An 18,669-nucleotide genomic window follows, 5' to 3' on the forward strand; every position below is an offset into this window, starting at 1 on the left:
GATGTTCGAGTTCAAGAAGACCGGCCAGCAGCAGAAGCAACGCTTCAAGCTGCGTGCCTGGGTGGGCGGGCTGTTTGCCCTGGCCTGCTTCGGCATCCTGACCGCGCGCTTCTGGTTCCTGCAGGTCGAGCGCTTCGAGGGCTATTCCGAGCGCGCCGACCGCAACCGCATCGCGGTGCAGCCGATCCCGCCGCGCCGCGGCGAGATCCTCGACCGCAACGGCGTCGTGCTGGCGCGCAATTACCGCACCTACACCATCGAGGTCGTGCCGGCCAACACCGGCGGCACCATCGACGATCTGTTCGAGCGCCTCACCCCGGTGCTGTACGTGTCGCCCGCCGACCAGCGCCGCTTCAAGCGCCGCGTGCAGGAGTCGAGCCGCTACGCCAGCCTGGTCCTGCGCAACAACCTCAACGAAACCGAGGCCGCCTGGTTCTCGGCCCACGCCTTCGAGTTTCCGGGCGTGGAGCTGCGGGCGCGCTGGGTGCGCGAGTATCCGCAGGGCGAGGCCGCCGGCCACGTGGTGGGCTACATCGGCCGCATCTCCGAGGGCGACCAGGACGAGCTCGAGAAGGCCGGCCGCTCCGGCAACTATCGCGGCACCGAGGTCATCGGCAAGAAGGGCATCGAAAAGACCTGGGAAGAAACGCTGCACGGCCGCACCGGCCTCGAAGAGGTCGAGGTGACGGCGGGCGGGCGCCCGGTGCGCACCCTGCGCCGCATCGATCCGGTGCCCGGCTCCGACATCATGCTGTCGATCGACCTGAACCTGCAGCGCATCGCCGAGAAGGCCTTCGACGGCCGCCGCGGCGCGCTGGTGGCGATCGATCCCGACACGGGCGAGGTGCTGGCCTTCGTGTCGCAGCCTTCGTTCGATCCCAATCTGTTCGTCGACGGCATCGACGTGGAAAACTGGCGCCGCCTGAACGAGTCGCCCGACCATCCGCTGATCAACCGGCCGCTCTACGGCACCTATCCGATCGGCTCGACCTACAAGCCCTTCGTCGCGCTGGCCGCGCTCGAGCTGGGCAAGCGCCGCGCCACCGACCGCTTCCCCGATCCGGGCTATTTCGAATTCGGCGGCCAGAAGTTCCGCAATGCCGCGGGCGCCGTGTTCGGCATGACCGACATGCACAAGGCCATCGTGGTGTCCTCCGACACCTACTTCTATTCGCTCGGCCCCGAGATCGGCGTGAACGCGCTGCACGATTTCTCCAAGCAGTTCGGCTTCGGCCAGATCACCGGCATCGACCTCGAAGGCGAGAAGGCCGGCGTGCTGCCGTCCACCGACTGGAAGCGCCGCGCCTACAAGGATCGCGAGCGCCAGCGCTGGTATGCCGGCGAAACCATCTCGGTGGCGGTGGGGCAGGGCTACAACTCGTTCACGCTGCTGCAGCTGGCGCAGGCCACCTCGACCCTGGCCAACAACGGCCTGTATCGCCGCCCGCACCTGGTGCACGCCGTGCGCGACCCGCGCTCGCTGATGATCACCGCCACGCCGTCCACACCCGACTATCGCATCCCGCTCAAGCAGGCCAATATCGACGTGATCAAGTCGGCCATGGCCGACGTGATCCGCGCCGGCACCGCGCGCCGCGCCTTCGCCAACGCGCCCTACCAGGCGGCCGGCAAGACCGGCACGGCGCAGGTGTTCAGCCTGCGCGGCGGCCAGTACCGCGCCAACGCCATCGACGAACGCCTGCGCGATCACGCGCTGTTCATGGGCTTCGCGCCGGTCGACCACCCGCGCATCGCGGTGGCGCTGATCGTCGAGAACGCGGGCTGGGGCGCGAGCAACGCCGCGCCGGTGGCGCGCTCGGTGATGGACTACTGGCTCAACAACCAGCGTGAAGACAGGATCGAGCGCGGCGTGAAGGCCGCGGCGGTGGCGGAGCCCGCCGAATGAAGCGCCTGGGTCTCATCCTGCTGCGCGTATTCACCGCGTTCGACTGGCCGCTGCTGTTCGTGCTGGTGCTGTTCGCGGCGCTGGGGCTGACCGTGATGCATTCGGCGGTGGGCGGCACCGACTGGCGCTTCGCCGAGCAGTCGCGCAACTTCATGATCGCCTTCGTCGCGATGTGGGCCATGGCGCTGGTGCCGCCGCAGACGCTGATGAAGCTGGCGCTGCCGTTCTACGTGGTCGGCGTGGTGCTGCTGCTCGGCGTGGAGTTCGCCGGCGAGACCAGCAAGGGCGCCACGCGCTGGCTCAACCTGGGCGTGACGCGGATCCAGCCGTCGGAGATGATGAAGATCGCCGTGCCGATGATGCTGGCCTGGTACTTCCAGCGCCACGAGGGGCAGGTGCGCATCCGCGACTTCTTCGTGGCCGCCGCCATGCTGGTGGTGCCGTTCGGCCTGATCGTGCTGCAGCCCGACCTGGGCACGGCGCTGCTGGTGTTCGGCGCGGGTTTCTTCGTGATCTATTTCGCGGGCCTGTCGTTCAAGCTGCTGGTGCCCGTGCTGCTGGCCGGGATCATCGGCCTGGGCACGCTGGTGTACTACGAAGACCAGCTCTGCGAGCCCGACGTCGACTGGGTCGTGCTGCACGACTACCAGAAGCATCGCGTCTGCACCCTGCTCAATCCCAGCTCCGATCCGCTCGGCAAGGGCTTCCACACCATCCAGTCGATGATCGCGGTGGGCTCGGGCGGGCTCTACGGCAAGGGCTACATGCAGGGCACGCAGACCCACCTGGACTTCATCCCCGAACGCACCACCGACTTCATCTTCGCGGTCTACGCCGAGGAGTTCGGGCTCTACGGCGGCGTTGCGCTGCTGGTGCTCTACGGGCTGCTGATGGCGCGCGGGCTGGCGATCGCATCGCGCAGCGCCACGCAGTTCGGCCGATTGTTGGCCGGCTCGGTCACGATGATGATGTTCATCTATGTGTTCGTGAACGTCGGCATGGTCACCGGCATCCTGCCGGTGGTGGGCGTGCCGCTGCCGTTCATGAGTTATGGCGGCACCGCGCTGCTCACGATGGGCATCGCCTGCGGCATCCTGATGAGCATCAGCCGGCATCGGGCGCGCAAGGCCTGATCCGGCCGCCGGCACAATAAAGAATGGCGTCCCGCGGGACGCCATTCTTGCGTCCCGGAGGACGCCGTTGCGCTGGCCGTGCCGCTCAGTCGGCCACGGGCGGCGCGGCCACGCCGAGCGTTTCGCCCAGCTTCGCCAGGCCTTCCCAGATCGCCGGCGCGAAGGTGAGGGCGTCGCGGTTGAGCTCGCGGTTGCGCGCCTCGTACTCGCCCGGATACTGCACGCCGTCCACGCCGGGCTGCGGCGGGCAGGCATGCAGGTAGTCGATGAAGGCACCGACTTCCTGGGTGCGCCAGTCGGCGTCGAAGTCCACCTGCGGATCGAGCAGGATCGCGAACATGTTGTTGGTCGCGACGCCGTTGCGCGGGTGTTCGGGCTGGATCGTGCCGCCGCCCGACAGCACGCCGGCCAGCAGCTCGGCCACCAGGCCCAGCGCATAGCCCTTGTGGCCGCCGAAGGGCAGCAGGGCGCCCGGCGGATCGGTGAACAGCGCGCCCGGGTCCGTGGTCGGATTGCCCTGCGCGTCGATCAGCGAACCGGCCGGGGCTTCCTGGCCGTTGGTGGCCAGCACGCGCGCCTTGTTGACGGCGATCGAGCTGGTGGCCATGTCGACCAGGATGGGCGGGCGGCCGCCCGGCAGCGGGCCCGCGAAGCACAGCGGATTGGTCGTGAGGCAGGCGCGGGCGCCGCCGAACGGCGCGACGGTGGGCGCGCGATTGATGACGTTGGTGAAGGCCAGCAGGATCTGGCCCGCCGCCGCCACCATCTCGCCGTAGTAGCCCATGCGGCCGAGGTGGTGCGAATTGCGCAGCGTCAGGATGCACTGGCCGTGTTCGGCGGTGCGCTCGATGGCCTGGCGCATCGCCACCTTGCCCACGTGCTGGCCGAAGCCGCTGTGGCCTTCGAAGGCCAGCAGCGTGCCGCGGTCGTTGACCAGTTCGGCGCGCCCGTCGGCCCGCACGAACCCTTCGCGCAGCACCCGTTCGTAGTTGGGCAGGATGGACAGGCCGTGGCTGGTGTAGCCCACGCGGTCGGACTCGACCAGGTGTTCGGCCACGTCGTGGGCGATGTCGGTCGGCACGCCCTGGGCCGCGAGCAGGCGCTCCCCGTATGCAATGGCCTCGTTGATGCTGATTTTCATGATGACTCCTTACAGCCAGCCCAGCCAGCGCCAGTAGGTGGCACCGAACAGCACCATCAGCAGGTAGCCGACGATGGTGATGACGATCCCGACGCGGGCGAACTGCTTGGCGGTGAAGGTCTCCGTGCCCAGGCACACCATGTTCTGCGGCGCGTTGATGGGCAGGATGAAGCCGTAGCTCACCACGAAGCCCAGCAGCATGGTCATGCCGAGGCGGTTGAACTCGCCGGGCAGGGTGGCCAGCACCGAGATCAGGATGGGCAGCATGGCGGACGTCAGTGCGGTGGCGCTGGCGAAGCCGAGGTGGATCACGATCAGGAAGGCGGCCAGGATCGAGAAGATCGCGAGCGGGCCGAGGTGGTCCAGACCGGTGTGGGTCACGACCTGGTTGCCGAGCCATTGGCCGGCCTGGGTGGTGAGCAGCGCGGTACCGAGGCTGATGCCGACCCCGAACACGATCACGGTGCCCCACGGAATGCGGCTCTGCACGTCCTTCCAAGTCATCACGCCGAAGCGCGGCAGAAGCAGCAGGACCAGGCCGAAGTAGGTGGTGGAGGTGGTGTCGAAGTTGTGCAGCGACTTCTCGGTGGCCCACAGCAACAGCAGCATGATGGACACGCCCAGCAGGCGCTTCTGCGGACCCGTCATGGGGCCGAGCGCGTCGAGTTCGGCCTGCACCGCTTCCTTGCCGCCGGCAATGTTGTCGGCTTCGGGCGGCAGCATCTTCAGCACGATGAAGACCAGCACCACGGACATGATGATCGACCACGGCGCGCCGGCGATCAGCCACTCGGCCCACGACACGCGGTCGCCGAGCATCTTTTCCATGAAGCCCTTGGTCAGCAGGTTCTGGGCGGCGGCGGTCTGGATGCCGACGTTCCAGATGCTGGTGGCCTGCGCCACGATGATCATGATGCCGGCCGCGATGTTGGAGCGCTTGTCCACGCCGAAGGCGGCGATCACACCCATCATGATGGGCACGACCGCGGCGCTGCGCGCGGTGGCGCTGGGCACCACCAGGCTGAGCACGATGGTCACGGCGATCGCGCCGATCATGATGCGTGTGGTGCTGGTGCCGATGCGCGACAGCGTGATCAGCGCGATGCGTCGGTCCAGTCCCGTGAAGGTCATCGCCGCGGCGATGAACAGCGCGCCGGTCACCAAAGCCAGCGCCGAGTTCGAGAACCCGGTCAGCGCCATGCTGATGGCGGCCGAGGTGCCGTACAGCACCTCGGGATTCTTGATGGTGGGCGCGGTGCCCAGCAGGAAGGCCATCAAGGTGGTGATCATGATGGCGCTGGCTTCATACGAAACCGCTTCCGTGATCCACACCACGACCGCGAACACCAGGATGGCGATCATGCGGTGGCCGGCGGGCGGCAGGTCGGCGGGCATGGGAAGCATCAGCACCACGATGAGCGCCAGAATGCCGGCCACAAGGCCTAAGGGGATTTTTTTCTTGGGGGCTTGCGGGGCAGGGACAGCGGCTTGCGCAGTCATATCCATCTCCGATCTAGGTCAAACGACGTCAGAACACGGGACAAGCATGGCAGTACTGTGGAAAACCCGCATTGATACGGGTCAAGGGGAACTAAGTCCGATATTGAGGGGTCGGATCAGGGCGATTATGCTGGCCCGTTTGCCCGCAGGGCAAGCCCATTGTGCGCATCGGGCCGCAATGGCCCGCGCGCGGTCCACACACCGTCAACAGGGAAACGCGCGAAACGCCAAGCATGGCAGGCGCGCGTGACAGGGGCGGGACGGCATGCCGCTCAGCCCAGCGCCAGGCGCAGTTGATCGTCGAGCATCGCGGTGGGCGTGACGCGCCAGCCGCTCTGGGCGTAGCGCAGCCAGCGGCCGAGCACCAGGTGCGTCAGCAGGCTGGCCTGGGCCGCCACGTTGGCGTCGTCGGGCAGGCCGCCGTCGTTGACCGCGTTGCGCAGACACTGCTTGAACGTGGCCTCGATCCGATCGTTGATGTGGTTGATGCGGTCTTGCAGCCGGTTGTCTTCGGTGACCAGGGCGTCGCCGGTCAGCACGCGCGTCATGCCGCGGTTGCGCTCGGAGAAGGCCAGCAGCATGGCGACCGTCTTGCGCGCCTGGCCCAGCCCTTGCGGCTCGGCGGCGGCGATCTGGTTCACCAGCGTGAACAGCGTGGTCTCGATGAACTCGATCAGCCCTTCGAACATCTGCGCCTTGCTGGCGAAGTGGCGGTAGAGCGCGGCCTCGGAAACCTGCATGCGGGCGGCGAGCGCCGCGGTGGTGATGCGGGCAGCATGGGGCTGCTCCAGCATTTCCGCCAGCGTCTGCAGGATCTGAGTCTTTCTCTCGCCAGGTTTCGCCATGGGGACGTGTGAGGCTGTCGGGGTCGGGCGGCGCGGTTCAGCCGCGCAGCGGCCGACGCCGCAGCAGCAGGTCGGTAACCGAGTTTACCCGTAAGTCGACATAGGCAGGGCGCGACTTGTGCCCGCGGGCGAACGGCGTGCCCGGATGATAGACGTGCACCGTGCGCAGCCCGATGCGGCGCGCACTGCGCAGGTTGTCGAGCGTGTCCTCGATCAGCACCGCCTGGCGCGGCTGCACGCCTTCGCGCGCCAGCACGTAGCGCAGCAGCGCGGGCGAGGGCTTGGGCCGGAACTGGCCATGCAGCCGCATCTGCTCGATGCCCCACAGGCTGTGGAAACACCCCAGCAGGCCGAGGTGGCGCAGCACGGCGCGCGCGTAGTCGAGCGGCGCGTTGGTGAGCAGCACCTTGCGGCCGGGCAGGGCGCGCAGCTTGGCGGGCAGGCCCTTTTCGGCCCGCACCAGCGGCGCGATGTCGAAATCGTGGCTGTCGTGCAGGAACTGGTGCGCATCGACGCCATGGTGGCGCACCAGCCCGATCACGGTGGCGCCGTAGCGCTGCCAATAGAGCTTGCGCAGCCGGTTGGCCTCGTCGACGTCGACGCCCAGCGCATTGACCACCGCCTGCGTCATGCCCGCGTCGATCAGCGGGAAGATGGCATGCGAGGTGTCGTGCAGCGTGTTGTCGAGGTCGAACAGCCAGACCCGGCCGGAAGCACCGAGGCCGGCGCTGCCGGCCTCGACCACACGACGGCCGCGGCGCACGCGCGCCGCGGGCCGTTGCAGCAGGCGGCGCGCCGGCGCGGCGGGTGCCATCAGTGCGAGCTGATCATCGTGCCGACGCCCTGGTCGGTGAGGATCTCCAGCAGCAGGCAGTGCGGCACGCGGCCGTCGACGATGTGGACCGAGTTGACGCCGTTCTTGGCGGCGTCGAGGGCCGACGAGATCTTGGGCAGCATGCCGCCCGAGATGGTGCCGTCGGCGAACAGCTCGTCGATGGTCTGGGCCGACAGGCTGCGCAGCAGCTTGCCGCTCTTGTCGAGCACGCCCGGGGTGTTGGTCATCATGAGCAGCTTCTCGGCGCCCAGCACCTCGGCCATCTTGCCGGCGACCACGTCGGCGTTGATGTTGTAGGCGGTGCCGTCCTCGCCGTAACCGATCGGCGAGATGACGGGGATGAACTGGTCGTCCTGGAGGGCCTTCACCACCGCGGGCTCGACGCGGGTGATGTCGCCCACGAAGCCGATGTCGATCGGTTCGGCGGGATTGTCCTTGTTGTCCATCAGCTTCTTGCGGGCCTGGATCAGCATGCCGTCCTTGCCGGTGAGGCCCACGGCCTTGCCGCCGACCTCATTGATCATCATGACGATGTCCTGCTGGACCTGGCCGCCCAGCACCCACTCGACCACTTCCATGGTCTCGGCATCGGTGACGCGCATGCCCTGGATGAAGGTGCCCTGCTTGCCGATGCGGCGCAGCGCATCGTCGATCTGCGGACCGCCGCCGTGCACCACGACCGGATTCAGACCCACCAGCTTCAGCAGCACGACGTCGTGCGCGAAGCTGCGCTGCAATCGTTCTTCCGTCATGGCATTGCCACCGTATTTCACCAGGATCGTCTTGCCATGAAATCGTCGGATATAGGGCAAGGCTTCCGAAAGCACGGCGGCTTTGACAGCGGGAGACATTACGGCGGCAGGGTCGGGGGTGTCGGTCATGGCAGTGATAGTTGCGAGCCAAAAAAAGGTGGAAAAAATGCCTGCGCCCATGTCGGTTCAGGCATGGCGGCAAGCATAAGGCAAATTGTAGTCCCCCCGGGCGTCATATGCCCCAATCCCATGTCTATATGGCCGACAAATGCAAGCCAATCAGGTAAATTGGGGTCGTTTTTGCAACGAACGGCCGGAGAGCGGACGTTTCCGTCGCACCCCCGCCGGGGCCGCCCCGGTGATCCCACATCAATACAACGAGGCAAATCATGCGTTTCACCTTCCTGCGGTCGGCCCTGGTGGCGTCGGCCCTCGTCCTGGCCTCGGGTGCTGCCCAGGCTGAAAAGCTCACCATCGGCGCCACCCAGGTGCCGCACGCCGAGATCCTCGAAGTGGTCAAGCCGGTGCTGGCCAAAGAAGGCGTGGAGCTCGACATCAAGGTCTTCACCGACTACGTGCAGCCCAACCTGCAGCTGGCCGACAAGCAGCTCGACGCCAACTTCTTCCAGCACCAGCCCTACCTCGACACCTTCAACAAGGACCGCAAGACCAACCTCGTGTCGGTCGGTCTGGTGCACGTCGAGCCCTTCGGCGCCTACTCCAAGAAGATCAAGGCCATCGGCGAGCTCAAGGAAGGCGCCACCATCGCGCTGCCCAACGATCCGTCGAACAGCGGCCGCGCGCTGCTGCTGCTTCAGAAGCAGGGCCTGCTCAAGCTGAAGGACCCGGCCAACATCGTCGCCACCCCGATCGACGTGGTCGAGAATCCCAAGAAGCTGAAGTTCCGCGAACTCGAGGCAGCCATGCTGCCGCGCTCGCTCGACGACGTCGACGTGGCGCTGATCAACACCAACTACGCGCTCGAGGCCGGCCTGGTCCCCACCAAGGACGCGCTGTTCATCGAGGGCGCCGATTCGCCCTACGCGAACATCGTGGCCACCCGCCAGGACAACAAGGACGCGCCCAAGATCAAGAAGCTGGTCGACGCGCTGCACTCCGAAGCGGTGAAGAAGTTCATCCAGGAAAAGTACAAGGGCGCCGTGGTGCCGGCGTTCTGATCCTGCCTCGCGCTGCGGCGCCCGCGGCGCCGCAGCGCCCCGCGAAAAACAAAGCCCCCGGTGTCTGCACACCGGGGGCTTTGTTTCGTGACGGGTTCGGCGCGGTTCAGCCGGCGGCCAGGGCCCGCTCGACGGTGGCGTGGAATTCGGCCACGTCGTATTCGCCCAGGTAGCGCTTGATGATGCGGCCGTTCTTGTCGATCAGGAAGGCCGTGGGCGTGAGGCGGATGTCGCCGAAGGCGCGCGCGATCTCGCCCTTGGAATCGATCGCCACCGGGAACGGCAGCTTGCGGCTCTGGACGAAGTTCAGCACGTAGTTGGGCGGGTCGTATTGCATGGCCACGCCGATGGCCTCGTAACCCTTGGGCGCGTACTCGTTGTAGGCCGAGATGGTCTCCGGCATCTGCTTCACGCAGGTGACGCAGCTGGTGGCCCAGAACTTGACCAGCACCACCTTGCCGCGCAGGTCCTGCATGGAGACCTGCTTGCCTTCGAGGGTGGTGAAGACGACGTCGGGCGCCGGCGCGGCCGGGCGCCAGACGAACCAGGCGCCGATGCCGGCCGCCACCACGACGGCCAGCGCGAGTACGACTTTTTTCATTTGATGGGCATCACTTGAACGCCGGAATCACCGGCCGGAGCCGCGTTTTCCGTGGGGGCCGCCGTGCCGCCCGTCGATTCGATCGGCGCCTTCCCGTCTTTCGACGAGCCGGAGCCGGACAGACGGATGGCCTCTTCGCGGCTGATGATCTCGAACAGTTTTACCACTTTCAGCACGCCGCCGACATCGGCGGCCGCGTTGGCGGCGTAGTCGCTCTCGGCCTGCGTGACCTTGCCCATCAGGTAGACCACGCCCTTGTCGGTGGTGGTGGTGATGGTGCCGGAGGGCACGAACTTGGTATTGAGCAGCGCGGTCTTGACCTTGGAGGTGATCCAGGTGTCGTTCGAGCGCGTGGTGAACGAGGCGGCCGGGCCGACCGTGAGCTGGTTGCTCACGCTGCGGACCTTCTGCACGCCCTGGGCGATGGTGCCCGCCTCGGCCTTGGCCGCTTCGGAGGGCACGTCGCCGGTCAGCAGCATCTGGCCGTTGTAGACCATGGCGTTGACGCGGGCGCTGTCGCCCAGCTTCTTCGCGATGTCGGTCTCGGCGCGGAAGGTGGCGTTCTGGTCGTCGAGCTGGGTGCCCGACGAGCGGCGGTCGGTGACGACCACGGCGGTCGTGGCGGCGGCGCCGCCCACGATGATCGGGGCGCAGGCCGACAGGCCGGCGACGGCGGCGGCCAGCACGGCGGCCGCGAGCAGGGGGCGCACGGCGGTTCGGGAGGAAGGCATCATCATTCGGTGTCTCCTAAGAGAAGGGCGTCGATTCCGTCGCACAGCGCGTGCAGCAGCAAGATATGGACTTCCTGGATGCGCATGGTTCTGTCGTGCGGCACACAGAGATGGACGTCGTGCGGCGTGATGAGTTCCCCCATCGTGCCGCCGCCCTTGCCGGTGAGGGCGATCACGTGCATCTCGCGGTCGCGCGCGGCTTCCATGGCGCGCACCACGTTGGGCGAGTTGCCGCTGGTGGAGATCGCCACCAGCACGTCGCCCGGCTGGCCCAGCGCGCTGACCTGGCGCTCGAAGATCTCGTCGAAACCGTAGTCGTTGCCGACGGCGGTGAGGATCGCGGTGTCGGTGTTGAGCGCGATGCCGGCCAGCGGCAGGCGGTCGCGCTCGAAGCGGCCGACCAGCTCTGCGATGAAATGCTGGGCGTCGGACGCCGAGCCGCCGTTGCCGCAGGCCAGGATGCGGCCGTTGTTCGCCAGGGCAGCGAAGAGCAGGTCCACCGCGGTGGCCAGCGTGGGGGCCAGGGTCTCCATGCTCTGCTGGTGCAGGGCGATCGCATCGCGGAAGTGCGATGTCATGCGCGAAATCATATCCATGGCGCGGATTATCTCACGCGGTAAGGATCTGTTTCTGTCGACCCGTAACCGGAGTGGCAACAGGCGTAAAGTCTGTGAGCAGCCGTGCAAGTGTCTGAGACTCAAGGTCTTTTCAGGCCTGCGTCAGACCCGCATCAGTCCCAGCCGTCGGGCAGGCGCAGGTCGCGCAGCCATTCGATGCCGCCGTCATCGAACAGCACCGCGTCGACGCGCACGGGCGGGTCCTGGCCCGGCCAGTGGCGCGCCCGCCAGCGCGGCAGCCAGTATTGCGCGCTGCGCCGCAGCCGCGCGAGCTTGACCGGATCGAGGCTGGCGGCCGCGCTGCCGGGCGGCCCGCTGCGTGCCCGCACCTCCACCACGACGACCGTGGGCCCGTCGCACATGAGCAGGTCGATCTCGCCATGCCGGCAGCGCACGTTGCGCTCGAGCAGCGCCAGGCCGCGCGCCTGCAGCCAGGCCAGCGCGCGGTCTTCCATGGCCTGGCCGGCGCGGTGCGCCACGCGCGCGGCCGGACGCGCGCGATGGCGGCGCGGGGCCCGGGCGCGCTCGCGGATGCGTTGCGCCAGGGCGAACGGAGAATCGTCGGGCGGATCGTGGGCCGGGCTCATGGCGGCTACACTGGCAGGGTTTCCCATTGCCGTCGATGCCTTCATGAATCCGGATGTCTCACCCGCCGCCAGCGATGCCTGGGCCCGCGTCGCCGAACGCGTGGCCGCGCAGCACTGGCCGGCCGGCACGCTCTACGTGGTCGCCACGCCCATCGGCAATCTCGGCGACCTGGGCCTGCGTGCCTGGCAGGCGCTCGCACGCGCCGACGTGATCGCGGCCGAGGACACGCGGGCCAGCCGCACGCTGCTCGATGCCTGGGGCATCGGCACGCCGCTGATGGCGGCACACCGGCACAACGAGGCGCAGGCGGCCCAGGCCATCTGCGAGCGGCTGGCGCAGGGCCAGCGCGTGGCGCTGGTCTCCGACGCCGGCGCGCCGGCCGTCAGCGATCCGGGCGCGCGCGTCGTGCGCACCGTGCGCGCCGCCGGCCATCCGGTGGTGCCGGTGCCCGGCCCGAGCGCGGTCATCACCGCGCTGATGGGCAGCGGCGTGACCACCGACGAGAACCCCGCCTTCGCCTTCGCCGGCTTCGCGCCGCCCAAGGCGGCCGCGCGCCAGCGCTGGCTGCGGCAGTGGTGCGCGTTGCCCGCGCCGGTGCTGATGTTCGAGTCGCCGCACCGCCTGGCCGCCACGCTGTCCGACCTGCTCGAGGTCTGCGGCCCCGACCGCGAGATCACGGTGGCGCGCGAGCTCACCAAGCGCTTCGAAGAAATCGCCACGTTGCCGCTGGGCGAGGCCGAGGCCTGGCTTGCCGGCGACGCGCACCGCAGCCAGGGCGAGTTCGTGCTGATCGTGCACGCGCTGCCCCAGACCGACACCGAAGACGCGCTGTCCGATCCGGCCACCGACATCCTGCTCGATGCGCTGCTCGAGACCGTGTCGGTGCGCGACGCCGCCCGCGTGGCCGCGCGCGTCACCGGCCTGCCGCGCGATGCGCTCTACCAGCGCGCCCTGGCGCGCAAGGAAGCTTCCGAATGACCGCTCCATTGCATCTGCTGCGCGCCGAAGATCCGGCCGCGCAACCCGCCACCCTCACGTTCGCCTCGCCGCTCGGCGAGATGCGCCTGGCCGCCTTCGACGACGGCCTGTGCGGCGCCTGGTTCGTCGACCAGTCGGACGTGATCGCCGAGGGCCGCCAGCAGCATCACGAGGCCGAGGCGCGCATCCTCGCCCAGGCGCGCCTGCAGCTCGAGCAATGGTATGCGGGCGAGCGCGAGACCTTCGACCTGCCGCTCGCGCCGCGCGGCACGCCGTTCCAGCGCCAGGTCTGGGACGGCCTGCTCACGCTGCCCTTCGGCACCACCACCACCTATGGCGACCTGGCGCACCGCATCGGCCGCCCGCGCTCGGTGCGGCCGCTGGCCCTGGCGCTGTCGCGCAATCCGATCTCGATCATCATTCCGTGCCATCGCGTGATCGGCTTCGACACCGCGCTCACCGGTTTCGGCGGCGGCCTGAAGCGCAAGCGCGCCTTGCTGATCCACGAGGGCAACCGCTATCCGGGCCACGCCGCGCGCACGCGCCGTGTGTGCGACGGCCAGGCCGAGCTCGCGCTCGAGGCCTCGGCCGACAGCCTCGCCTGGGCCACCTACCGCCAGGCCATCGCGCAGTAGACACGGCGGCGGTGCCGCCGCAGGCTCGCATGGCCCCGCTCCGGCGGGGCCTTTCGTTTGGGCCGCGCAAAAGCAAAGGCCCTCGGGCGGCAAGCGCGAGGGCCATCGCGGGACGGGGCGGAGCGGGCGATCAGGGCGTGGCGACGCTCGGCATGATGCCGGTGCGGTCGGACACCTGCTGCGCCGCCGACAGCGCGGCCTCGCGGCTGGCGTAGGGGCCGAGGCGCACGCGATAGAGATTGTTGGTCTGTTCGACGGTGGCGGAAGGGCCGCCGGCGAGCTGGCCGTTCACGCGGTCGACCAGCGAGTGCGCGTTGGCCGATTGCGAGAAGGCGCCGAGCTGCAGGTAGACGCCGCCCGCGCCCGTGGCGGACGAGGTGCGCGTGGGCGCGGCGGGGGCGAGCGGCTCGGCCGACAGCGGCGTGGCCGCCAGCGCGCTGTTGCCGCCCAGGCTGACCGGCGTGGAGACGATGGTGCCGCTGGCCGTGTCGGGCTGCGCGGGCGCGCCGCCGCCGGCCGTCATGGTGCGGATCTCGTCGGGCAGGATGCGCTCGACCGTGACCGCGCCGCTGCCCGGCCCGATGATGCCGAGCTTGTAGGCCGCCACGTAGGAGAGGTCCATGATGCGGTCGGAGTGGAACGGGCCGCGGTCGTTCACGCGCACGATGACGGTGCGGCCATTGAGCTTGCTGGTGACGCGCGCATAGCTCGGCAGCGGCATGGTCGGATGCGCGGCCGTCATGGAATACATGTCGTAGGACTCGCCGATCGAGGTCGAGTTGCCGTGGAATTTCTTGCCGTACCACGACGCCACGCCCTGCTGGCGGAACGGCTTGTCGGTGGTGTCGGGCACGTAGCGCTTGCCGAACACCACATAGGGCCGATTGGCGCCGCTGGCGAGCGGCTCGATGCGCGGCGTGGCGTCGGGAATGGCGTCGAGGTTGGAGGGCGGATTGGCGTCCGGGCCGTCGTCTTTGTAGTAGCCGCCGCCCTTCTTGCCGGAGGTGGAACAGCCTGCCAGCGCGAGCGCGAGCAGAAACATCGAAAGCAGGGCGAGCGGGCGGGGCAGCGTCATGCGGGAGCGTTCAGGCGGATTCGTCGGGCAGTTGGGTGCGATGCCGCACCAACAGGGGTTTGTGATCGGAGAAGCGTTCGGCGAGCTGTTCGACCACGTACACCGAACGGTGCTGGCCGCCCGTGCAGCCGATCGCGACGGTGAGGTAGTTGCGCGTGTCGGCGGTGTACTGCGGCAGCCAGCGGCGGATGAAGGCGGTGATGTCGTCGATCATCGCGCCGACGATGTCGAAGCCGGCGAGCCAGTCGGCCACCGGCTGGTCGCGGCCCGTGAGGGGGCGCAGGTTGCGGTCGTAATAGGGGTTGGGCAGGCAGCGCACGTCGAACACCAGGTCGGCGTCGCTCGGCACGCCGCGCTTGTAGGCGAACGACTCGAACGTGACCACCAGCGGCGGCCGGTCGGCCTGGATCAGGTCGCGGATCCAGGTGCGCAGCTGGCCGGGCGTGAGATCGGAGGTGTCGATCACGTGTTCCTGGTCGCGCAGCGGCGCGAGCAGCTCGCGCTCGGCCGAGATGCACTCGGTCAGCGACGGCGTCTTGCCGTTGCGCGTGAGGCGGTCGGTGAGCGGGTGGCGGCGGCGCGACTCGGAGTAGCGCTGGACCAGGGTGTCGGTGCTGGCATCCAGAAACACCACCGAGAGGTTGGTGCCCATGGCGCGCAGCGCGGTGATGACGTCGGGCAGCTCGGCGAGCTCGCCGGGCGAGCGCACGTCGCTGGCGACGGCCACGCGTTCCATGCCGTCGTCGCGCGCATTGGCCACGAACTCGGTGAGGAAACGGACGGGCAGGTTGTCGACGCAGGTGAATCCGCCATCTTCGAGCATGCGGAGCGCGACGGATTTGCCAGATCCGGAAATGCCGGTGATAAGGACGACTCTCAACATGGCAGTGATTGTGGCATGGTTTGGACCATCCCGCCCGGGGGACGGATAAAGGCTTACACTGCCGCATGGGCCTGTCGTGGACAGGCTTTTGCAGCAGACCGACGTCGCTTCATTCCGCCCGCGCGAACCGCGCAGAAGCGTCCAGACCCGATGTCCGCCCTCGAGATGTTAGCCGTCAAATTGATCCGCCGTATTGCAGCCACCCTGTTGCTGGCCAGCTGTGGCGCCGGCGCCGCGCTGGCACAGAACCCGGCCACCACGCTGGAGCCCAACACCATGGGCGCGCGCCTTGCCGCCTGTACCGCCTGTCATGGCGCACAGGGGCGGGCGGGGCCCGATGGCTATTACCCGCGCATCGCCGGCAAGCCGGCCGAGTATCTGTTCAATCAGCTGCTGGGCTTTCGCGACGGCCGTCGCCAGTACGCGCCCATGACGCACCTGCTCACCGGCCTGCCCGACGCCTATCTGCGCGACATGGCCGAATACTTCGCCTCGCGCCACGTGCCCTATCCACCACCCGCGGCCGCCAAGGGCGACGCCGCCATGCTCGAGCGCGGCCGCGCCCTGGTGTTCCAGGGCGACCGCGCGCGCCAGCTGCCGGCCTGTGCGGCCTGCCACGGCGAGGACCTCTCCGGCCTGGCGCCCGCGATCCCGGGCCTGCTCGGCCTGCCGCGCGACTACCTCGTGTCGCAGATCGGCGGCTGGCAGAACCAGCTGCGCCGGGCCGCCGAGCCCGACTGCATGGCCGACGTGGCGCGCAAGCTCACGCCCGATGACGTGGCCGCCGTGTCGGCCTGGCTCGCCGCGCAGCCGGTGCCGCATTTCTACGTGGCCCAGCCTTCCGGCACGCTGCGCCTGCCCACGCAATGCGGCAGCCAGACCGCCTCGCACGCGGAGGGCGCGCGATGAAGTGGTTGTTGAAGTGGGTCGGCAACGTGGTGTTCGGCGTGGGCGCGCTGTGCGTCCTGGTCGGGCTGGCGCTGTTTTTCTTCGGCACGCGCGAGGATGCCGGCCCGCCGCCGGTGGCCATGAGCGATCCGCAGGCCCAGATCGAGCGGGGCCGCGACCTCGCGCGTCTGGGCAACTGCGCGGCCTGCCACACGGTGCGCGGCGGCGCCACCTATGCCGGCGGCACGCCGGTGCCCACGCCGTTCGGCACGCTGTACGGGCCCAACATCACGCCCGACGAGCAGACCGGCATCGGCCGCTGGAGCAGCGACGATTTCTGGCGCGCGCTGCACAACGGCAAGGGCCGCGACGGCGAGCTGCTCTATCCGGCCTTTCCGTATCCGCAGTACACCCGCATGTCGCGCGCCGACGCCGATGCACTCTACGCCTATCTGCGCAGCGTGCCGGCCGTGCGCCAGGAGAGCCGCGCGCACGAGCTCGAATGGCCCTACAACCGCCGCGCGCTGCTGGAGTTCTGGCGCCTCCTGTATTTCCGGCCGGGCGTGCACGAGAACGAGGCCGACCAGAGCGCGCAGTGGAATCGCGGCCGTTATCTGGTGGAGGGGCCGGGCCATTGCGCCGCCTGCCACGCGCCGCGCAACAGCTTGGGCGCGAGCGTGGACGCGCGCGGCCTGCCGGGTGGCATGATCGATGGCCTGGGCTGGTATGCGCCGCCGCTCAATGCCAACGCGGACATCGGCCTGGGCCGCTGGAGCGCCGAGGACGTGGCGGCGCTGCTGCGTTCGGGCCGCACGCCGCACGCGGTGGCCAACGGGCCGATGGCGGAGGTGGTGTCGGGCAGCACGCAGTACCTGAGCGATGCCGACGCCCTGGCCATCGGCGTCTACCTCAAGTCCCTGCCGGCCACCGACACGCCGCGCGCGGGCTCGGCGGCCAGCAACGCGGCCATGACGCAGGGCGGACGGCTGTACACGCAGCACTGCGCCCAGTGCCACCAGGCCGACGGCCGCGGCCGCGATGCGGCCTGGCCGGCGCTGGCCGGCAACGCCACCGTGACCGCGCCCAGCGCCGTCAACGCCATCCGCGTGGTGCTCGATGGCGGCTTCGGCCCGGCCACGCAGCTCGAGCCGCGGCCGCACGGCATGCCGCCGTTCGGCCAGATGCTGGGCGACAACGACATCGCCGCCGTGCTTTCGTATGTGCGGGGCAGCTGGGGCAACAAGGCCAGCGCGGTGACCGCGCAGGAAGTGCAGCGCGCACGCGCCTCGCGCTGAGGCGGGGGGCGGCCGCGCGCGCTGCGCGCCGCTGCGCGTGCATCGCTGCAAGCCCGTCGCCACGCACGCCTGTGCATACGCCGTTGCACCCCCACCCGCGGCCCAAAACAAAACGCGCGCCACCGTGAGGTGAGCGCGCGTCGTCGTTGCGGCCGCGGGCTTACTTGCTGCTCTGGAGGATCGCCATCGCCTGGCGCTCCATGAACTCGCCCAGCGTGTCGATGCCGCGCAGCTTGAGAATGGTGTTGCGCACGGCGGCTTCCACCAGCACGGCCAGGTTGCGGCCGGCCGCCACCTGCAGCATGACCTTGCGCACCGGCAGGCCCAGCATGTCCTGCGTGATGTCCTGCAGCGGCAGCCGCTCGAACTTGTCCTGCGCGGTCGCGCGCACCAGGTGCACGATGAGCTTGAGCCGCATCTTGCGGCGCACCGAGGTCTCGCCGAAGATGGTGCGGATGTCGAGCAGGCCCAGGCCGCGCACTTCGAGCAGGTTCTGCAGCAGTTGCGGGCAATGGCCCTCGATCATGTTGGGCGCGGTGCGCGAGAACTCCACCGCATCGTCGGCCACGAGGCCGTGGCCGCGCGAGATCAGTTCGAGGGCGAGCTCGCTCTTGCCCAGCCCCGACTCGCCGGTGATCAGCACGCCCAGCCCCAGCACGTCGAGAAACACGCCGTGCACGGTGGTGGTGGGCGCCAGCTTCTTGCCGAGATAGATGCGCAGCAGGTCGATCAGCTGCGCCGCGGCCACGGGCGTGGACAGCAGCGGCACCTGGTGCTGGTCGCACTGGTCGATGAGATCCTGCGGCGCGCTCAGGCCGTCGGCCAGCAGAATGGCCGGCACCCCGCCGATCAGCAGCTCGTCCATGTGGTGCATGCGACGGCGCAGATCGAAGCGCGTGTAGTAGGCCAGCTCTTCCTGGCCGAACACCTGGATGCGCGAGGGATGGATGAGGTTCAGGTGGCCGACGAGGTCGGCGGCCGCCATGCCGTCATCGGGAATGGCGCGGTCGGCCGCGCCATGACCCGCAACCCAGCTGAAGGGGATTTTGTCGGCGTTGTCGTCGACCAGTTCCTGCACGGTAAGCATG

Annotated in this window: 19 protein-coding genes; 7 read left to right on the forward strand and 12 right to left on the reverse strand. The window is 68.9% G+C overall.

Annotated elements, in window-relative coordinates:
* Position 1: 1 nt before the first annotated feature.
* Both mrdA and rodA read left to right on the forward strand, forming a co-directional pair.
* Entirely contained in the window at positions 2–1,906 is a 1,905-nt protein-coding gene (mrdA, locus tag CEG14_RS02370) for a penicillin-binding protein 2 (protein WP_094824741.1), read from the forward strand.
* A complete protein-coding gene (rodA, locus tag CEG14_RS02375; RefSeq protein WP_094824742.1) occupies positions 1,903–3,039 on the forward strand; it encodes a rod shape-determining protein RodA in 1,137 nt (378 codons plus the stop codon). The genes mrdA and rodA overlap by 4 nt, the downstream gene beginning before the upstream one ends.
* A gap of 85 nt (positions 3,040–3,124) precedes the next feature.
* Here the strand turns inward: rodA and CEG14_RS02380 are convergent, their stop codons facing one another.
* The 5 genes from CEG14_RS02380 to argB form a co-directional block, all read right to left on the reverse strand.
* Complete coding sequence (locus tag CEG14_RS02380) at positions 3,125–4,180, reverse strand: Ldh family oxidoreductase (RefSeq protein ID WP_094824743.1); 1,056 nt, start codon at positions 4,178–4,180, stop codon at positions 3,125–3,127.
* A gap of 9 nt (positions 4,181–4,189) precedes the next feature.
* Entirely contained in the window at positions 4,190–5,680 is a 1,491-nt protein-coding gene (locus CEG14_RS02385; protein ID WP_094824744.1) for a DASS family sodium-coupled anion symporter, read from the reverse strand.
* Between the two features lie 272 nt (positions 5,681–5,952).
* Positions 5,953–6,525, reverse strand: coding sequence for a nucleoid occlusion factor SlmA (slmA, locus tag CEG14_RS02390; protein WP_094824745.1), 573 nt, complete (start codon positions 6,523–6,525; stop codon positions 5,953–5,955).
* 37 nt (positions 6,526–6,562) lie between these two features.
* Positions 6,563–7,339: a pyrimidine 5'-nucleotidase gene (locus CEG14_RS02395; protein ID WP_094824746.1), complete on the reverse strand. Its 777-nt coding sequence runs from the start codon at positions 7,337–7,339 to the stop codon at positions 6,563–6,565.
* Positions 7,339–8,241 carry an acetylglutamate kinase gene (argB, locus tag CEG14_RS02400; protein ID WP_094824747.1) on the reverse strand — a complete coding sequence of 301 codons (903 nt, stop codon included), beginning with the start codon at positions 8,239–8,241 and terminating at the stop codon, positions 7,339–7,341. Before argB ends, CEG14_RS02395 begins: the two co-directional genes overlap by 1 nt.
* Positions 8,242–8,501: 260 nt before the next feature.
* On the opposite strand from argB, the gene CEG14_RS02405 reads away from it, so the two are divergent.
* Entirely contained in the window at positions 8,502–9,290 is a 789-nt protein-coding gene (locus CEG14_RS02405) for a MetQ/NlpA family ABC transporter substrate-binding protein (RefSeq protein ID WP_094824748.1), read from the forward strand.
* A gap of 106 nt (positions 9,291–9,396) precedes the next feature.
* Here the strand turns inward: CEG14_RS02405 and CEG14_RS02410 are convergent, their stop codons facing one another.
* From CEG14_RS02410 to CEG14_RS02425, 4 genes are all read right to left on the reverse strand, one after another.
* Positions 9,397–9,891, reverse strand: a complete 495-nt coding sequence (locus CEG14_RS02410) for a peroxiredoxin family protein (RefSeq protein WP_094824749.1) — start codon at positions 9,889–9,891, stop codon at positions 9,397–9,399.
* A complete protein-coding gene (locus CEG14_RS02415) occupies positions 9,888–10,625 on the reverse strand; it encodes a BON domain-containing protein (protein WP_094825257.1) in 738 nt (245 codons plus the stop codon). The genes CEG14_RS02410 and CEG14_RS02415 overlap by 4 nt, the downstream gene beginning before the upstream one ends.
* On the reverse strand, positions 10,625–11,218 hold the full coding sequence (locus CEG14_RS02420) for a phosphoheptose isomerase (RefSeq protein WP_176461352.1): 594 nt from the start codon (positions 11,216–11,218) through the stop codon (positions 10,625–10,627). The genes CEG14_RS02415 and CEG14_RS02420 overlap by 1 nt, the downstream gene beginning before the upstream one ends.
* 134 nt (positions 11,219–11,352) lie before the next feature.
* Positions 11,353–11,826, reverse strand: coding sequence for a YraN family protein (locus tag CEG14_RS02425; protein WP_094824750.1), 474 nt, complete (start codon positions 11,824–11,826; stop codon positions 11,353–11,355).
* Positions 11,827–11,869: 43 nt separating this feature from the next.
* Between CEG14_RS02425 and rsmI the strand changes: the two genes are divergently transcribed.
* Complete coding sequence (rsmI, locus tag CEG14_RS02430) at positions 11,870–12,805, forward strand: 16S rRNA (cytidine(1402)-2'-O)-methyltransferase (RefSeq protein ID WP_094824751.1); 936 nt, start codon at positions 11,870–11,872, stop codon at positions 12,803–12,805.
* Complete coding sequence (locus tag CEG14_RS02435; protein WP_094824752.1) at positions 12,802–13,440, forward strand: methylated-DNA--[protein]-cysteine S-methyltransferase; 639 nt, start codon at positions 12,802–12,804, stop codon at positions 13,438–13,440. The genes rsmI and CEG14_RS02435 overlap by 4 nt, the downstream gene beginning before the upstream one ends.
* A 130-nt stretch (positions 13,441–13,570) precedes the next feature.
* Here CEG14_RS02435 and CEG14_RS02440 read toward each other — a convergent pair whose 3' ends face one another.
* A complete protein-coding gene (locus CEG14_RS02440) occupies positions 13,571–14,515 on the reverse strand; it encodes a septal ring lytic transglycosylase RlpA family protein (protein ID WP_094824753.1) in 945 nt (314 codons plus the stop codon).
* A 10-nt stretch (positions 14,516–14,525) separates the two neighbouring features.
* On the reverse strand, positions 14,526–15,398 hold the full coding sequence (gene rapZ / locus CEG14_RS02445; RefSeq protein WP_094824754.1) for an RNase adapter RapZ: 873 nt from the start codon (positions 15,396–15,398) through the stop codon (positions 14,526–14,528).
* 165 nt (positions 15,399–15,563) lie between these two features.
* Here rapZ and CEG14_RS02450 point away from each other — a divergent pair, with 165 nt between their 5' ends.
* On the forward strand, positions 15,564–16,307 hold the full coding sequence (locus CEG14_RS02450; RefSeq protein ID WP_094825259.1) for a c-type cytochrome: 744 nt from the start codon (positions 15,564–15,566) through the stop codon (positions 16,305–16,307).
* Entirely contained in the window at positions 16,304–17,581 is a 1,278-nt protein-coding gene (locus CEG14_RS02455) for a cytochrome c (RefSeq protein WP_094824755.1), read from the forward strand. Before CEG14_RS02450 ends, CEG14_RS02455 begins: the two co-directional genes overlap by 4 nt.
* 160 nt (positions 17,582–17,741) lie before the next feature.
* Here the strand turns inward: CEG14_RS02455 and hprK are convergent, their stop codons facing one another.
* Positions 17,742–18,668: an HPr(Ser) kinase/phosphatase gene (hprK, locus tag CEG14_RS02460; protein WP_094824756.1), complete on the reverse strand. Its 927-nt coding sequence runs from the start codon at positions 18,666–18,668 to the stop codon at positions 17,742–17,744.
* Position 18,669 lies beyond the last annotated feature (1 nt).

Origin of the sequence: Bordetella genomosp. 1, from assembly GCF_002261335.1 — a bacterium.
Classification (GTDB): Bacteria; Pseudomonadota; Gammaproteobacteria; order Burkholderiales; family Burkholderiaceae_B; genus Bordetella.

What these genes read in the sequence shown, in the direction of transcription:
- mrdA (WP_094824741.1), top strand. Translation starts at nt 2, where the DNA reads ATGTTCGAGTTCAAGAAGACCGGCCAGCAGCAGAAGCAACGCTTCAAG.
- rodA (WP_094824742.1), top strand. Translation starts at nt 1,903, where the DNA reads ATGAAGCGCCTGGGTCTCATCCTGCTGCGCGTATTCACCGCGTTCGAC.
- CEG14_RS02380 (WP_094824743.1), bottom strand. Translation starts at nt 4,180, where the DNA reads ATGAAAATCAGCATCAACGAGGCCATTGCATACGGGGAGCGCCTGCTC.
- CEG14_RS02385 (WP_094824744.1), bottom strand. Translation starts at nt 5,680, where the DNA reads ATGACTGCGCAAGCCGCTGTCCCTGCCCCGCAAGCCCCCAAGAAAAAA.
- slmA (WP_094824745.1), bottom strand. Translation starts at nt 6,525, where the DNA reads ATGGCGAAACCTGGCGAGAGAAAGACTCAGATCCTGCAGACGCTGGCG.
- CEG14_RS02395 (WP_094824746.1), bottom strand. Translation starts at nt 7,339, where the DNA reads ATGGCACCCGCCGCGCCGGCGCGCCGCCTGCTGCAACGGCCCGCGGCG.
- argB (WP_094824747.1), bottom strand. Translation starts at nt 8,241, where the DNA reads ATGACCGACACCCCCGACCCTGCCGCCGTAATGTCTCCCGCTGTCAAA.
- CEG14_RS02405 (WP_094824748.1), top strand. Translation starts at nt 8,502, where the DNA reads ATGCGTTTCACCTTCCTGCGGTCGGCCCTGGTGGCGTCGGCCCTCGTC.
- CEG14_RS02410 (WP_094824749.1), bottom strand. Translation starts at nt 9,891, where the DNA reads ATGAAAAAAGTCGTACTCGCGCTGGCCGTCGTGGTGGCGGCCGGCATC.
- CEG14_RS02415 (WP_094825257.1), bottom strand. Translation starts at nt 10,625, where the DNA reads ATGATGCCTTCCTCCCGAACCGCCGTGCGCCCCCTGCTCGCGGCCGCC.
- CEG14_RS02420 (WP_176461352.1), bottom strand. Translation starts at nt 11,218, where the DNA reads ATGGATATGATTTCGCGCATGACATCGCACTTCCGCGATGCGATCGCC.
- CEG14_RS02425 (WP_094824750.1), bottom strand. Translation starts at nt 11,826, where the DNA reads ATGAGCCCGGCCCACGATCCGCCCGACGATTCTCCGTTCGCCCTGGCG.
- rsmI (WP_094824751.1), top strand. Translation starts at nt 11,870, where the DNA reads ATGAATCCGGATGTCTCACCCGCCGCCAGCGATGCCTGGGCCCGCGTC.
- CEG14_RS02435 (WP_094824752.1), top strand. Translation starts at nt 12,802, where the DNA reads ATGACCGCTCCATTGCATCTGCTGCGCGCCGAAGATCCGGCCGCGCAA.
- CEG14_RS02440 (WP_094824753.1), bottom strand. Translation starts at nt 14,515, where the DNA reads ATGACGCTGCCCCGCCCGCTCGCCCTGCTTTCGATGTTTCTGCTCGCG.
- rapZ (WP_094824754.1), bottom strand. Translation starts at nt 15,398, where the DNA reads ATGTTGAGAGTCGTCCTTATCACCGGCATTTCCGGATCTGGCAAATCC.
- CEG14_RS02450 (WP_094825259.1), top strand. Translation starts at nt 15,564, where the DNA reads ATGTTAGCCGTCAAATTGATCCGCCGTATTGCAGCCACCCTGTTGCTG.
- CEG14_RS02455 (WP_094824755.1), top strand. Translation starts at nt 16,304, where the DNA reads ATGAAGTGGTTGTTGAAGTGGGTCGGCAACGTGGTGTTCGGCGTGGGC.
- hprK (WP_094824756.1), bottom strand. Translation starts at nt 18,668, where the DNA reads ATGCTTACCGTGCAGGAACTGGTCGACGACAACGCCGACAAAATCCCC.